This window comes from Shinella sp. WSJ-2, assembly GCF_003432075.1.
GTDB lineage: Bacteria > Pseudomonadota > Alphaproteobacteria > Rhizobiales > Rhizobiaceae > Shinella.
In genome coordinates, this window is the sequence record NZ_QWBU01000005.1 from 307,386 (window position 1) to 322,432 (window position 15,047).

Consider the following 15,047-nt stretch of genomic DNA (forward strand, 5'->3'; position numbering starts at 1 on the left):
TTTTCTCAGGCGAAGACCACCTGGATGTCGGTGTATTCGGCAAGGCCCTCTTCCGCGAACTCGACGCCGATGCCGGAAAGCTTGACGCCGCCGAAGGGCGCATTCGGCTGGATGGCGCCATGTTTGTTGATCCAGACGGAGCCGCAGGCCATACGGCTCGCCACCTTTTTCGCCGCCGCGATATCCGACGACCAGACCGAGCCGCCGAGCCCGTTCGGGCTGTCGTTCGCCAGCCGGATCGCCTCCTCGACATCCGAATAGCGGATGACCGGCAGCGCCGGCCCGAACTGCTCCTCGTCGACGAGCGCATCGCCATTGTGCAGACCGGTGACAATGGTCGGCGGGAAGAACAGGCCCTCGCCCGGTTCGCCGCCGAGCAGCACCTTACCGCGTCCCTTGGCATCCGCCACGAGCCGCGAAACCTTGTCGAACTGCATGCGGTTCTGGATCGGGCCGAGAATGCTCGCCTCCTCCATGCCGTTGCCGACGGGGATGTTTTTCGCATAGGCGACGAGCGCATCGCAGACCGCGTCGTGGATGCTGTCGTGCACATAGAGCCGCTTCATCGCCGCGCAGGTCTGGCCATTGTTGATGAAGGCGCCCCAGAACAGGCCTTCGGCAATCGCTTGCGGATCGGCATCCGGCAGCACGATGCCGGCATCGTTACCGCCCATTTCCAGCGTCAGGCGCTTCATGGTCGATGCGGCGGACTGCATGACCTTCTGGCCGGTGGCGCAGGAGCCGGTGAAGACAATCTTTGCTATATCCGGATGCGCCGACATGGCGCCACCGAGATTAAACGCCTTGTCGTCGCCCGTCACGACATTGACGACACCGGGCGGCAGCACCTCGTTCATGATCTGTACAAGCCGCAGCGTCGACAGCGGTGTGTAGGGCGAGGGCTTGACGACGACCGTGTTGCCGGTGCGTAGCGCCGGCAGGATGTGCCAGACGGCGATCATCACCGGGAAATTCCACGGCGTGATCGAGCCGACGACGCCGAGCGGCTTGCGATGCAGCTCCACCCGCCCCTGCTCGTTGTCCTGCAAAACCTTGACCGGGATCGAAAGTCCCGTCGTATACCCCGCCCAGGCGACGGCGCCACCGACCTCCCAGCGGGAGCCCAAGCCGTTGAGCGGCTTGCCCTGTTCCAGCGTGATGATTTCGGCAAGCTCCGCCGCATGTTCCTCGATCTTCGCCGTCACCGCCGCACAAGCCGCCTGCAACGCCGCATCGCTCTGCGCCGACCACGACACGAACGCCGCCTTGGCGACCGCAACGGCCGCATCCAGCTCGACGCCGCCCATATCAGGCGCACGGCCGACCTCCTCGCCCGTCGCCGGGTTAAGCACGGCGAAGTCCGTACCGACAGCGGCCGGCTTGCCGCCGATGGTCGCCTGGAATTCCATCATTTCCGCCTCCTCTATGGCAGGCCACCTCCTCCGGCGGTCCTATCTGGTGGCAGAGAATAGAAGCGGGCGCGGCATCAGACTTGGACGGCGCCGTCCCGATTTTTGGACAAAAGCGTCAATGGCAGCGCGCAACCGCACCCGGCGTGGCGCCGTATTTCTTGCGGAACTCACGGTAGAAATAGGAGAGGTCGTTGAAGCCGCAATCGAAGGCGACGGCGGTGACGCCTTCCGACGGCTGTTCCCGCCGCGCCGTCAGCCGGGCATGCGCCAATTCCAGCCGGCGATTGAGCAGCCGGTGGCCGGGCGTTTCGCCAAGCGGCCGGAAATGCCGTTGCAGCATGCGCTCAGACACATTGAGGCGGGTGGCGAGTTCGCGCGGACCGAAGCCGGGGTCCGCCCGGTGCCGGTCGATCATCGCCAAAGCGCGCGACAGCAGGGTCTCGGTCGACGCAGCGACGCCGGCAACCCGGCTGGAATGCAGGTAGGCGCCCATCAGGCACAGGAAGGCCTCGCCAAGCTGCGCCTGCGCGCCATCCTCCAGCAGCATCTTTGCGATGACAGCGCGCATGGCGACCCAGAGCGGGTCCTCCCGCGAGATCGAAAGCCCCCCGGCACAGGCATTGCCGAAACGGTGCACCACTTCTTCGCGCGGAATGTGCAGCGAGACCTGGTTGGAGCGCTCGCCGCGATAAAGAAAAGTCGAGGGCTTGACCGAATCGACGAGGAACATGTCTCCCGGCAGGAGCTCGGCCACGTGATCGCCCTGTTCGACGCGACACTGACCGGCATCCTGCACGAGCAGGAAGAAATATTCGCCGGGATCCTGCTTGATGGAGCGGGTGCTGCGGGCGACCTCGGAAGCATCGAGCGCGACGATCGCCGTATCGAACGGGCCGACGCGCCGCGTGGTCACGTCACCATTGATGACGCCGGTGCGCCGCATGGGCTCCAGATCGAAGGAGCCGCAGACCTTGCGGATTTCCGCCTCGAGAATTTCCACTTGTACCGGCTTGTGCCCCGGTGTCATCAGCGACTGCATTGCGCCCTCCCCGGCTCCCGCAGAATGCCTTTACTCCCAAACTATCTCATCACAGTCCGCAGCGCTTGCCTATCGTTCCAGTGCTGAAAAACCGCCGGCTGCCGCCGCCCGGCGCAGGCCTTCCGAGGGCGCCTCGGCAAGCCCCTCCGCCGCGAGCCGGTCGAGCACCGCCACCACATCCGCAAGCCCACGCGCCTCGGCATAGTGCATCGGCCCGCCACGCCAGCGCGGAAAACCGTAACCGTGGATTTTCACGAGATCGATATCGGCGGCCCGAAGCGCCACACGCTCCGCCAGAATGCGCGTCGCCTCGTTGACCATCGGCAGCAGGATCGCGTCGGCGATCTCGGCTTCACTCCATGCTCGTTGCGGCCGGTCCGCCGCCTCTTCGGCGATGATCGCCGCCACGGTTTCCGAGGGTTTTGGCGCACGATCACCCGGCTGGTAATCGTACCAGCCGCCGCCGGTTTTCTGGCCGAAGCGCTGAAGCGCGCAAAGCCGCTCCGCGACGGGGGCAAAGGGTGTTTCACCCCGCTCGCGCGCCGCCTTGCGCTGGAAAGCGGCGATGTCGAGGCCACCAAGATCCTGCGCCTCGAACGGCCCCATCGGCAGGCCGAAAGCGCGCATGGCGGCATCGACCGCCGAGGGTGTCGCACCCGACAGCAGCAGGCGCTCGGCCTGGGCACGCGTCACCTTCAGGATGCGGTTGCCGATAAAACCATCGCAGATGCCGGCGCGGACGGGAATTTTCGCAAGCTGGCGGGCGAGCGCGAAGCTCGCCGCCAGAACCTCGGGCGCCGTCGTTTCCGTCGGCACGATTTCCAGCAGCTTCATGACATGCGCCGGGCTGAAGAAATGCAGGCCGAGGAACCGTTCGGGATGGGCAATGCCGTCGCTGATCGCGCCAGGATCGAGATAGGAGGTATTCGTGGCGAGCACCGCATCCACACGGCAGACCGCCGAGAGCGTTTCGAAGACGGCGCGCTTGACGGCGAGATCCTCGAAGACGGCCTCGATGACGAGGTCCGTATCGGCAAGCAGGCCGTAGTCATCCCCGCCTGCCACGCCCGCCATGCGCTGGTCGGCAACCGCCTGCGTCAGGCGTCCGCGCTTAACCGAGCCGTCGTAGATCGCCTTTACATTGGCAAGCCCACGCTCGACCGCCGTGGCGTCGCGCTCGATCAACACCACCGGCAGACCGGCATCGCGCAAGGCCGCGGCGATCCCCGCCCCCATCGTGCCGCCACCGATCACCGCAGCCGAACGGATGTCACGTGGGGTGATGCCGGCGAGTTCCGGCGGGCGGGGTGCAGCACGCTCGGCGAAGAAGACATGGCGCAGGGCTGCGGCCTGTTCGGAGCCGCGCAGAGCGAGGAAGGTTTCGCGCTCGAAGGCCATGGCCTCGGCGAAATCCGTCTCGCAGGCCTTGCGGATGGAGGCGAGCGCCCGGAGCGGCGCGATCTCGCGCTTCGCCTTGGCCGCGACGGCCTTTTCCGCGCTCTCCCAGAAACCCGCTTCGGCGGCAGGAACGGCGCGGCTCGAGATCGGCTGCGGCAGCGATTTTTCCGCAATGCCCTCAGCGAAAGCCATAGAACCCGCGCGCAGATCCCCGTCGATGACGACATCGACAAGCCCGAGGCCTTCCGCCCTCTTCGCACCGACCGGACTGCCGCCCGTCACCAGATCGACGGCCGCCGCCGCACCGATCAGGCGCGGCAGACGCACCGTGCCACCGGCACCGGGAATAATGCCGAGCTTCACCTCCGGTAGGCCGAGGCTGGCCGAGGAGACGGCGACGCGATAGGCGCAGCCGAGCGCCACTTCGAGGCCGCCGCCGAGCGCGCTGCCATGGATCGCCGCGACCCACGGTTTTTTCGCCCCCTCGATAGCCGCCACGACATCCGGCAGATGCGGCGGCCGCGGCGGTTTGCCGAATTCGCTGACATCAGCCCCCGCGATGAAGGTGCGGCCTGCGCAGATCAGGACCACGGCCTTCACCGTCGCATCCGCGTCCAGTTCCACCACCGCCTCGACAAGCGCCTGGCGCAGCGCCTGCGACAGCGCATTGACGGGCGGATTGTCGACGGTGACGACGGCGATGGAACCTTCTCGGGCGATGGTGACGGTCATGATCTCAAATTCCCAGATAAGCGGCGCGGATACGTTCGTCGGCGATCAGTTCGGCGGCGGGGCCGGACATGGTGATGCGCCCCGTCTCCATGACATAACCCCGATCGGCGACGGACAGCGCGCCAAACGCATTCTGCTCGACGAGCAGCACGGTGACGCCGAGCGCCTTCATGCTTTTGACCACGTCGAAGATCTGCGCGACGAGGATCGGTGCAAGGCCCATGCTCGGTTCGTCGAGCAGCAGGCAGGAGGGTCGGGCCATCAGCGCGCGGGCAATCGCCAACATCTGCTGCTGGCCACCCGAGAGGCCGCCGGCCGCGAGGTTCCGCTTCTCCTTGAGGATGGGGAACATGACGAAGGCGTCCTGCATGTCGCGGTCCACCTTCTCGTCGGCGAAGAGATAGGCGCCGAGACGCAGGTTCTCCTCCACCGTCAGGTTGGTGAAGATCTGCCGGCCCTCGGGCGACTGGGCAAGGCCGCGCTGCACGCGACGGTGTGCTGACACCGTCGTCAGCGCCTCGCCGCGAAACAGGATGGAGCCCGCCGAAACCGGCTGGATGCCGGAGAGGCATTTGAGCAGCGTCGTCTTGCCCGCACCATTGGCGCCGACCACCGTGACAATCTCACCGGAGGCGACATCGAGGTCGATGCCGTGCAGCACCTCGATGCGGCCGTAGCGCGAGCGCAGTCCCTCAACCGTCAGCATGCTTCGCCTCCGTCGCCTGGGCACCAAGATAGGCCTCGATGACACGCGGATCGCGCGCAATCGCCGCCGGCTCGCCTTCGGCGATCTTCTCGCCGTGATCGAGCACCACGATATGGTTGGAAATGCGCATGACCATCTTCATGTCGTGCTCCACCAGCAGGATCGACACCCCTTCGGCCGCGACCTGCGCGATCAGGTGATCGATCTCCTCCGTCTCGACGGCATTGCAGCCGGCGGCGGGTTCGTCGAGCAGCAGCACGCGCGGTTTCAGCGCCAGCGCGCGGGCAATTTCCAGCCGCTTCAGCGCGCCGTAGGAGAGCGAACCCGCCTCCTGCTCGGCGGCGCGGCCAAGACCGACGCGGTCGAGCAGCGCGCGGGCGCTGTCCTCAGATGCCTTGCTGCGGCGCCGTGCAGCGGGGAGCGAAAAGAGATCGGCAAATACCGAACCGCGCTCATGCAGATGATGGCCCACGACGGCGTTTTCCAAGACGCTCATCGATTGAAAAATCTGGAGGTTCTGGAAGGTGCGCGACAGGCCGCGGCGCGCCAGAAGATGCGGCGGCATGCGCGTGACATCCTCTCCATCGAGCACGACGCGGCCGCGCGCCGGGGCATAGACGCCTGATATCATGTTGAACAGCGTCGTCTTGCCGGCACCGTTCGGGCCGATGACGGAGACGATCTCGCCGGGTTTCAAGGAGAAACCGACATCGTTGACGGCGCGCAGGCCGCCGAAATCAATGCCCAGGCCTTCGATCTGAAGCAGGCTCATTCTCCCCTCCCCCGGATACGGCGCGTGATGGACGGCAGAAGCCCCTCGCGCATGAAAATCATCACCAGCATCATGACGAGGCCGAGCATGAGCTGTTCGTATTCCTGGAAGATCGTCAGCACCTGCGGCAGCGTCGTCAGGATCGCGGCACCAAGAATGGCGCCGAGCACGGAACCGGCCCCGCCGAGCACCGTCATCGTGACCATCTCGATGGAATGCATGAAGCCGGCGACATCGGGCGTGATGAACTTGTTCTGCAGCGCCAGCAGCGAACCGGACACGGAGGCATAGACCGCCGAGAGGACGAAGGCGACGAGCTTGTAATGCGCGACATCGACGCCGACCGTCCGTGCCGCGACCTCAGAACCGTGCAGGGCGCGAAGGGCGCGGCCGGTCGGGCTGTGATGGAGGTTGAGCGCGAGCCAGGCCCCCAGCACCAGCACGAAACCGGAGAAGGCATACCAGAATTCGGTATTGGACAGATCGATGCCGATGGCCTTCAGCGCGCCGCGAAGGCCGAGTTCCGGCACCGCCATGCCGTCGGGCCCGCCGGTCAGCTGCGCCTCATTGGACAGCACCATGGAGACGAGGATGCCGAAACCGAGGCTCGCGACGGCGAGATAATAACCCTTGAGCCGCAGGATCGGCCGGCCGACGAGGAAGGCAATGCCGGCGGAAAGCGCTGCGCCAAGCAGCGCGGCAAAGGCCGGGTGCAGGCCGAGATGAACCGGCGCCAGCGCACAGGCATAGGCGCCGATGCCGGCGAAACCGGCATGTCCCAAGCTGATCTGACCGGCATAGCCGATGAGGATGACGAGGCCCGTCACCGCCAGGCCGTTGACGAAGATCAGCGATCCCACCCGGAAATAGTAGGACGACGGGAAGAAGACCGGCGCGATCGCGATGACCGCGGCGAGGATGAGGAGTGTGGTAACCTTGCTGGAGAGCCGCATGTCACACCCGATCCGTCGACTTGCGGCCGAACAGGCCCTGCGGCATGGCAAACAGCACCGCGAGGATGACGACGAAGGCCGCCGCATCCTTGTATTGCGAGCTGATGTAACCTGCCGTCATGGCTTCGAGCACACCGAGCAGCAGACCACCGACCAGCGCACCCTTGGGATTGCCCATGCCGCCGAGCATGGCGGCTGCAAAACCTTTCAGCGCCAGCGCGAGGCCGACATCGTAGCCCGTCAGCGTCATCGGCGTCACCAACACGCCGGCGAGCGCGCCGATGGCGGCGGACATGGCGAAGGAGAGCGTCATCACATAATTGGTATTGATCCCGACCAACTGCGCGGCGATGCGGTTGTTCGCCGTCGCCAGCACCGCGCGACCGATCAGCGTGCGTGTGAAGAACAGCCAGAGACAGACGAAGACGGCGAGTGCACCGGCAATGACCCACAGGCTCTGCGGCAGGATGGTCGCGCCGCCGATCAGGATCGGCTGGTCACCGGAAAAGGCCGGGAAGCGGTGCAGCTGCTTGTCGAAGACGAGTTGCGTCGCCCCGCGGATGAAGATGGAGGCACCGATGGTGATAATGATCAACGACACCACGGGCGCGCCGCGCGCAGGCTCGATGGCGAGCTTGTTGAGCGCCACGCCGATCCCCGCCGTCACGATGATGGCGATGAGGGCGGCGAGCGGCAGCGGCAGGCCGGCGGCATGCGCGAAGAAGGTGATCATGCCGCCGAGCATGACGAACTCGCCCTGGGCGAAGTTCACGACGTCGGAGGCATTGTAGATGATCGTGAAGCCGAGGGCGACCAACGCATAGACCGCGCCGACCGTGATCCCGGACAGGAGAAATTGCAGGAGTTCGGGCATGGATGCCTCCGCTTCGCGCACGACGGTATCCGCCGGCCCGCGCCTTAAAGACGCGGGCCGGCAGGCTCGATTACTCGACGATCTTCCAGCCGCCCTTTTCGATCTGCAGCATGCGGAAGGCCGAGAGGTCGAGGCCGAGGTGATCCTCGGCCGTCATGGTGACGGTGCCTGTCGTGCCGACGAGACCCTTGGTGGCTTCGATGGCGTCGCGGATATCGGACGGCTCGGCGCTGCCGGCGCGCTTCAGCGCGTCGACAAGGATGCGCAGCGCATCGTGCGCATAGCCGCCAAAGGTCGAGACCGGCTTGCCGGTCGCCTTCTCATAGGCGTCCTTATAGGCGGTGACGACGGCGCGCTGCGGATCGCTTTCCGGCAGCAGCTTTGCGACGAGCAGTGCCGTGCCCGGCAGGCGCACGCCTTCGGCCGCTTCCGCGCCTGCCAGCTCGATGAAACCGTCAGAGGCAACGCCATGCGACTGGTAGAGCGGCAGGCCGACGGCGAGCTGGGCATAGTTGCGCGTCACGATGGCCGGTCCCTGGCCGAAGCCGGGGTTGAGCACGGCCTGGATGCCTTCCTTGCCCTTGATGTTGGTGAGCTGCGGCGTCATGTCGGCATCGGTCGGGCCGTAGGTCTCGTCGGCCAGAACCTCGATGCCGTAATCGCCGACGATGGCCTGGCACTGCTTGTGCATGGAGGCGCCGAAACCGTCCGAACCGGAGATCATGCCGATCTTGGTGATGCCGTTCTTCTTCATGTCTTCAAAGATCTTTGCGCAGGCCATGCGGTCCGTGTGCGGCGTCTTGAAGGTATAGGACTTGACCGGATCGATGATCTCGATGGCTCCCGCCAGCGAGATGAAGGGCACTTCCGCATCCTCGAAAACAGGAATGACGGCCATGGAGGTGCCGGTCGTCGTGCCGCCGATCACGGCGACCACTTCGTCGTCCTCGACGAGGCGGGTGGCGAAGGTGCGCGCCTTGTTCGGGTCACCGCCGTCGTCATAGATGACGAGTTGCAGCTTCTCGCCGTTGACGCCGCCTGCGGCATTGATTTCCTCGACCAGCAGCTTCAGCGTCTTGGCCTCGGGATCGCCGAGGAAGGATGCCGGGCCGGTCTCCGAGACCGTTGCGCCGATCTTGATATCGGCAAGAGCAGGCGCGGCAAGACCCAGGACGAGCGCAAGCGCGGTGGTGGTAAGCGAAAGTTTCATGTCGGTTTCTCCTCCCAACAAGACAAAGGGTTAAAACGAAAACTCCTCTCACGCCGCCGCTGGGCGGCGCCACATGACCACGCGGAACCGGTTGGCGACGAAAGCCGCATCCGTCAGGCTGGCATTGCCAGCCGGATTGGCACCGGTAACGTGGAAATCGCTGAAGGCAGCACTCTGGTTCACATAGATGCCGCCGGTCAGGTTGACCGAAAGATTGACGCCCGCCGTGGCAAACCGATCGGCGGCGGCGAGGATCTGCGCCTCGTCGGTGGCGTAGAGGGCCGCGGTGATCGCGCCCTTGCGCTCGGCAAGCTCGGCCGCGCGGTTCACGCCATCGACGACATCGTCGACCGCGACGACGAAGGCGATGGGGCCGAAACGTTCTTCCGCATAGGTTTCGCCGTCTGCCGCGTCGACGGCGAGGATCAGAGGCGTTGCAGTGCGCGCCTCGCCGAGGCCCTCAATCGGCGCGGAATCGCGCACGAGACGGCCGAGCGCGCGAACGGTAGCAATGCGAGCGAGTGTCGCGGGATTGGCGATGGCGCCGCAGACGCCGGCAGCGCGGGCCGGATCGGAAAGCAGGCCATCGACGGCAGCGGCGATGCCGGATGCCACTTCGTCGAAGCTCTTGTGCCCCTCATTCGTCTTGATGCCCCCGCGCGGGACAAAAATATCCTGCGGGGCCGTGCACATCTGGCCGGAATAGAGCGAGAGCGAAAAGGCAATATTGCTGCACATGCCGGCGAAATTGTCGGTGGCGCCGATCACGATGGAATTGACGCCCGCCTCCTCGGTGTACACGTCAGCGCCGCCGGCATTTTCGCGCACCCAGGCGCCAAAACTGTTAGATCCGGTGTAATCGACGATGGCGACGGCCGGGTGCTGCACGAGGTCCTTGGTGATTTCGGAACCGGGCGCATCGGCGGCGAGCAGCACGGTATCGGCGGCAAAGCCTTCTTCCACCAGCACCTGCCTGATAATCTCGACGGTGATGGCAAGCGGAAGGATCGCGGCGGGATGCGGCTTGACGATGACGGTGTTGCCGGTGGCAAGGCTGGCGAAAAGGCCCGGATAGCTGTTCCAGGTCGGGAACGTGTTGCAACCGATGACGAGCGAGACGCCGCGCGGCACGATGCGCCAGTGCTTTTCCATGACGATGGGCTCGCCCTTGCCTTGCGGCTTGGTCCAGATCGCGGTTACCGGCGTGCGGGTCATTTCGGCATAGGCATAGGTGGCGGCTTCGAGGCCGCGATCCTGCGCATGCGGGCCACCGGCCTGAAACGCCATGGCGAAGGCCTGGCCGGTCGTATGCATGACGGCATTGGCCATCTCGAAGCTGCGCGCATTGAGGCGGGCGAGAATCTCGAGGCAGATGCCGACACGGGTTTCCGGCGTGGCAGCGGCCCATTGCGGAGCTGCAGCACGCGAGGCCGAGACGAGCATGTCCACGGAGGCGGTGGGATAGGTGATGCCGAGAGACGGTCCGTAAGGCGAGACTTCCGCACCAACGGTGCCTTCGGAAGGATGATCGGTGAGCGCGAAGGGCTGGCCGAGACGCGCCTTGTAGGCTGCAAGGCCGTCGTCCTTGGCGGTCTCGCCATAGATCTTGCCGCTCGGCACTTCCGGATAGGCGGACCAGAAACCGCGCTTGGCGGCGGCCTGCAAGGCGGCTTCCAATGTCGGGCGATGGCGCTCGAAAAGTGCGGTCATGATCTGTCCTCCCAGTCAGTGCTTTTATAATTGACTGACCGGTCGGTTTATGCAAGAGTTTTTTTACGGTCGCCGCTGGGAAGGGCGACAGGGAGGAAAAATGTCCAATTCCGACACCATTCTGTCGGCGCTTGCCGATGGCGTTCTCACCCTCACGCTGAACCGCCCCGACAAGCTCAACGCCTTCAACGACGAGATGCATCTTGCGCTGCGCGCCGGCTTCGAGCAGGCCCATGCGGATGACGCCGTCCGTGCGGTGCTGCTGACCGGTTCCGGCCGCGGCTTCTGCGCGGGCCAGGATCTCGGCGACCGCGACCCGAAGAAGGGCGTGCCGGATCTCGGCCACACGATCGAGACCTTCTACAACCCGCTGCTGCGCCTGATCCGCAGCCTTGAAAAGCCTGTCATCTGCGCCGTCAACGGCGTGGCCGCCGGTGCGGGCGCCAACATCGCCTTCGCCTGCGATATCACGCTTGCCGCCCGCTCCGCCCGCTTCATCCAGGCCTTTGCAAAGATCGGCCTTGTTCCCGATTCCGGCGGCACCTGGAGCCTGCCGCGGCTGATCGGCGAGGCCCGCGCCAAGGCGCTGGCGCTGACGGCCGAACCGCTCGGCGCGGAAACCGCCGCCGACTGGGGCCTTATCTGGCGCGCCGTCGACGATGACAAGCTGATGGACGAGGCAAACGCGCTTGCCACCCGCCTCGCCGCCGGCCCGACGCGCGGCCTCGGCATGACCAAGCGAGCCATCCAGGCCGCCGCCACCAATTCGCTGGATCAGCAGCTCGACCTCGAACGCGATGTTCAGCGCGAGGCCGGCCGCAGCGCCGACTATGCCGAGGGCGTCTCCGCCTTCCTCGAAAAGCGCAAGCCGGAGTTCAAGGGCAAATGAGCGCCGCAACCCTTTCCCCGCAAGCGCTGGCGGAAGCCTGCGCCAAGGCCATGTGGGACGACGACAACGCCACCCGCCATCTGGGCATGGAGGTAGCCTCCATCGCCCCCGGCGAGGCAACCATCGTCATGACCGTCTCCGAGATCATGACCAACGGCCACGGCACCTGCCATGGCGGCTACATGTTTACACTGGCGGATTCGGCCTTCGCCTTCGCCTGCAACACCTACAACCAGCGCACGGTCGCGCAGCACTGTTCGGTGACGTTCCTCGCACCGGCCTTCAAGGGCGACAGGCTGACTGCCACGGCGCGCGAGGTATCGCGCCGCGGGCGCGGCGGCATCTACGATATCCGCATCACCAATCAGGAGGGCGAGGCGATCGCGGAATTCCGCGGCCACTCGCGAACAGTCAAGGGCACGCATCTGCCGGAGTGAGCAGATCATCCCCCATTCTTGCCCGTATTCTTGGAGGAGAATTTCATGGAAGACCTGTCCCCCCGCCCCGGAGACCTCGAAGCGATCGAGACCGCCTCGCGCGATGAGATTTCCGCGCTGCAGCTTCAGCGCATGAAGTGGTCGCTGACCCACGCCTACGAAAATTCTCCCTTCTACCGCAAGCGTTTCGACGAAGCGGGCGTGCACCCCTCGGACCTGAAGACGCTGTCCGATCTGGCAAAATTCCCCTTCACCACCAAGAAGGACCTGCGCGACACCTATCCCTTCGGCATGTTCGCCGTGCCGCGTGAAAAGCTCGCCCGCATCCACGCCTCCTCCGGTACCACGGGCAAGCCGACCGTCGTCGGTTACACTAAGAACGATATCGACACCTGGGCAACCGTCGTCGCCCGCTCCATCCGCGCTTCAGGCGGCCGCGCCGGTGATATCGTGCATGTCGCCTATGGTTACGGCCTGTTCACCGGCGGCCTCGGTGCCCATTATGGTGCGGAAAAGCTCGGCTGCACCGTCGTGCCGATCTCCGGCGGCATGACGGAGCGCCAGGTCACGCTGATGCAGGATTTCAGGCCGCGCATCATCATGGTGACGCCGTCCTACATGCTCTCCATTCTCGACGAATTCCGCAAACACGGCATCGACCCGCGCGAAAGCTCGCTCGCCGTCGGCATCTTCGGCGCCGAGCCCTGGACGAACGCCATGCGCGAGGAAATCGAGCAGGCCTTCGACATGCATGCCGTCGATATCTACGGTCTCTCCGAGGTCATGGGTCCCGGCGTCGCCAATGAATGCGTCGAGACCAAGGATGGCCTGCACATCTGGGAAGACCATTTTTACCCTGAAATCATCCATCCCGAGACCGGCGAAGTGCTGCCGGACGGCGAGATCGGCGAGCTGGTCTTCACCACGCTCACCAAGGAAGGCCTGCCGATCATCCGCTACCGCACGCGCGACCTGACGCGGCTGCTGCCCGGCACCGCCCGTTCCATGCGCCGCATGGAAAAAGTCACCGGCCGCTCCGACGACATGATGATCCTGCGCGGCGTCAACGTCTTCCCGACGCAGATCGAGGAGCAGATCCTGAAATGCCGCGGCCTTGCCCCGCATTTCCAGATCGAGCTGACACGATCGGGCCGTATGGACAATATGACGGTTCATGTCGAATGTACCGTCGAGATGGCGGACGAGGGCGCCCGCGCCGGCTCGGCCAAGGAACTCGCACACCACATCAAGAGCATCGTCGGCGTCTCCACCAAGATCACCGTGCACGAGCCGGGCGGCGTCGCCCGCTCGGAGGGCAAGGCGAAACGGGTGGTCGATAATCGACCAAAAGAGTGAAACGCCGGGATAGCCCGGCACCGGCTTGACTGTGTATAGGGAGGGCGGCCGCCCTCCCGACGCGGTCCTTGAGCCGGAATAAGCAGAGCAGGAACCATGGCACGCACGCGCGCAGTCGATTTCGAGGAAAAACAGCGTGGCATTCTCTCCAGCGCCGCGGCGGTCTTCGCCGAAATGGGCATGGAGAAGGCGTCCATGTCGCAGATCGCCTCGCACAGCAATGTCTCGAAGGCCCTGCTCTACCACTACTATCCGAGCAAGGACGCGCTGATCTTCGACATCGTGCGCACGCATCTGACGGAACTGGCCAATGCCATCGAGACGGCCGACCAGCCGGATGTCGCCCCGCAGGCGCGCCTGCGCCTGCTGGTGAAAGCGGTTCTCGCGAATTACGAAGGCCGCGACAACGAGCACAAGGTACAGCTCAACGGCACCAGCGCGCTCTCGCCCGAACAGCTCTCGGAGTTGCAGGCGATCGAGCGACAGATCGTCAAGCGCTTCTCCGGCGTGATCCGCGACATCAATCCCGACCTCAATAAGGACCGCCCGCTCTTGATGCCCGTCACCATGTCGCTCTTCGGCATGATGAACTGGGTCTATATGTGGTTCCGCCCGAACGGGCCGGTGACGAGGGACGAATATGCCGACATCGCGACGACGCTGATCCTCGAAGGCGTCAAGGCCGTAACCTGAGGCTTACACATTCTAATTGACACGTGTCGGCCGCAACAGTGTACGTTCCGTCACCGGGCAGCCTCCCTCGATCTTTGTCCAGGACGAGACATTGAGCTTCATCTCGCAACGCGCGAGATAAGAGCCACCATCGACCCTCAGGCAGGAGGTCTGCCCGAGTTCGAACATGACGCCGCGATTTCGGCATTTGCAGTTGTGGGCATCCGCCACCGTGGCGGTCAGGGCCAAGGCCAGACCCAATAAGAGCGCTCCAAGATGCATGATCGATGCCTCCGGACGAAGGTGAATAGAGTACACCTCGCAGAAGGCATCGTCAAAGTAGCTGCCAAGCGTACGGCGACAAGCCGGGCACCGCGCTGGAACGCTTACGCGCCGTCCTTCTCCACATCCTTGCCCGTCGCGGCAACCGACTCCAACCGCTCGGCAAACTCCCGTCGCAGCGTGCGGCGCAGTTCGGCCGCCTTGTAGCGCCTGACATCCACGGCGTCCTTCGGCTGCAGTTCCGGCACACGCACCGGCTTTCCCGCATCGTCCACGGCGACCATGGTGAAGTAGCAGGAATTGGTGTGCCGGCGCCCGCCGGAGCGGATGTTTTCCGCCTCGACGCGGATGCCGATCTCCATGGAGGTGCGGCCGGTGTGATTGACGGAAGCGCGGAAGGTGACGAGCTCGCCGACATGGATCGGCTCCTTGAACATCACCTGATCGACCGACAGCGTCACGGCATATTGCTGCGAATAGCGCGAGGCGCAGGAGAAGGCGACACGGTCGAGCAGGTTGAGCAGCGCGCCGCCGTGAACCTTTCCGGAAAAATTCGCCATGTCAGGCGTCATCAGAACGGTCATTTCCAGGCGGCGCGGGTCCAT

General features: G+C 64.9%; 15 protein-coding genes. 4 read left to right on the forward strand and 11 right to left on the reverse strand.

Translation table 11 applies throughout. The features are described 5' to 3' along the window. Window positions 1-5: 5 nt before the first annotated feature. The 9 genes from D0Y60_RS14590 to paaN all read right to left on the reverse strand — a co-directional run bounded on the left by D0Y60_RS14590 (window position 6) and on the right by paaN (window position 10,806). Window positions 6-1,412, reverse strand: coding sequence for an aldehyde dehydrogenase family protein (locus tag D0Y60_RS14590; protein WP_117370675.1), 1,407 nt, complete (start codon window positions 1,410-1,412; stop codon window positions 6-8). 115 nt (window positions 1,413-1,527) lie between these two features. Further along, the gene (locus D0Y60_RS14595; protein WP_117370676.1) at window positions 1,528-2,451 is read right to left on the reverse strand and encodes a helix-turn-helix domain-containing protein; all 924 of its coding nucleotides are present in this window, start codon (window positions 2,449-2,451) and stop codon (window positions 1,528-1,530) included. 69 nt (window positions 2,452-2,520) lie between these two features. Next, window positions 2,521-4,581: a 3-hydroxyacyl-CoA dehydrogenase NAD-binding domain-containing protein gene (locus D0Y60_RS14600; protein WP_117370677.1), complete on the reverse strand. Its 2,061-nt coding sequence runs from the start codon at window positions 4,579-4,581 to the stop codon at window positions 2,521-2,523. A gap of 4 nt (window positions 4,582-4,585) precedes the next feature. Beyond that, window positions 4,586-5,287, reverse strand: a complete 702-nt coding sequence (locus D0Y60_RS14605) for an ABC transporter ATP-binding protein (protein WP_117370678.1) — start codon at window positions 5,285-5,287, stop codon at window positions 4,586-4,588. Continuing rightward, window positions 5,274-6,059 (reverse strand): ABC transporter ATP-binding protein, encoded by a 786-nt coding sequence (locus D0Y60_RS14610; RefSeq protein WP_117370679.1) that lies wholly within the window; start codon window positions 6,057-6,059, stop codon window positions 5,274-5,276. The genes D0Y60_RS14605 and D0Y60_RS14610 overlap by 14 nt, the downstream gene beginning before the upstream one ends. Beyond that, window positions 6,056-7,012 carry a branched-chain amino acid ABC transporter permease gene (locus D0Y60_RS14615; RefSeq protein ID WP_117370680.1) on the reverse strand — a complete coding sequence of 319 codons (957 nt, stop codon included), beginning with the start codon at window positions 7,010-7,012 and terminating at the stop codon, window positions 6,056-6,058. Before D0Y60_RS14615 ends, D0Y60_RS14610 begins: the two co-directional genes overlap by 4 nt. A 1-nt stretch (window position 7,013) precedes the next feature. Beyond that, complete coding sequence (locus tag D0Y60_RS14620) at window positions 7,014-7,886, reverse strand: branched-chain amino acid ABC transporter permease (protein WP_117370681.1); 873 nt, start codon at window positions 7,884-7,886, stop codon at window positions 7,014-7,016. 70 nt (window positions 7,887-7,956) lie between these two features. Beyond that, entirely contained in the window at window positions 7,957-9,096 is a 1,140-nt protein-coding gene (locus tag D0Y60_RS14625; protein WP_117370682.1) for an ABC transporter substrate-binding protein, read from the reverse strand. 48 nt (window positions 9,097-9,144) lie between these two features. Next, window positions 9,145-10,806: a phenylacetic acid degradation protein PaaN gene (paaN, locus tag D0Y60_RS14630; RefSeq protein ID WP_117370683.1), complete on the reverse strand. Its 1,662-nt coding sequence runs from the start codon at window positions 10,804-10,806 to the stop codon at window positions 9,145-9,147. A 100-nt stretch (window positions 10,807-10,906) separates the two neighbouring features. On the opposite strand from paaN, the gene paaG reads away from it, so the two are divergent. From paaG to D0Y60_RS14650, 4 genes are all read left to right on the forward strand, one after another. Then, window positions 10,907-11,695 (forward strand): 2-(1,2-epoxy-1,2-dihydrophenyl)acetyl-CoA isomerase PaaG, encoded by a 789-nt coding sequence (gene paaG / locus D0Y60_RS14635; RefSeq protein ID WP_117370684.1) that lies wholly within the window; start codon window positions 10,907-10,909, stop codon window positions 11,693-11,695. Next, a complete protein-coding gene (gene paaI / locus D0Y60_RS14640) occupies window positions 11,692-12,132 on the forward strand; it encodes a hydroxyphenylacetyl-CoA thioesterase PaaI (protein WP_117370685.1) in 441 nt (146 codons plus the stop codon). The genes paaG and paaI overlap by 4 nt, the downstream gene beginning before the upstream one ends. A gap of 45 nt (window positions 12,133-12,177) precedes the next feature. Continuing rightward, window positions 12,178-13,488, forward strand: a complete 1,311-nt coding sequence (gene paaK, locus D0Y60_RS14645; protein WP_117370686.1) for a phenylacetate--CoA ligase PaaK — start codon at window positions 12,178-12,180, stop codon at window positions 13,486-13,488. Window positions 13,489-13,584: 96 nt separating this feature from the next. Further along, entirely contained in the window at window positions 13,585-14,181 is a 597-nt protein-coding gene (locus D0Y60_RS14650) for a TetR/AcrR family transcriptional regulator (RefSeq protein ID WP_117370687.1), read from the forward strand. A 12-nt stretch (window positions 14,182-14,193) separates the two neighbouring features. Here the strand turns inward: D0Y60_RS14650 and D0Y60_RS25030 are convergent, their stop codons facing one another. Both D0Y60_RS25030 and D0Y60_RS14660 read right to left on the reverse strand, forming a co-directional pair. Further along, complete coding sequence (locus tag D0Y60_RS25030) at window positions 14,194-14,442, reverse strand: hypothetical protein (RefSeq protein ID WP_117370688.1); 249 nt, start codon at window positions 14,440-14,442, stop codon at window positions 14,194-14,196. A 104-nt stretch (window positions 14,443-14,546) separates the two neighbouring features. Continuing rightward, complete coding sequence (locus tag D0Y60_RS14660; protein ID WP_117370689.1) at window positions 14,547-15,047, reverse strand: acyl-CoA thioesterase; 501 nt, start codon at window positions 15,045-15,047, stop codon at window positions 14,547-14,549.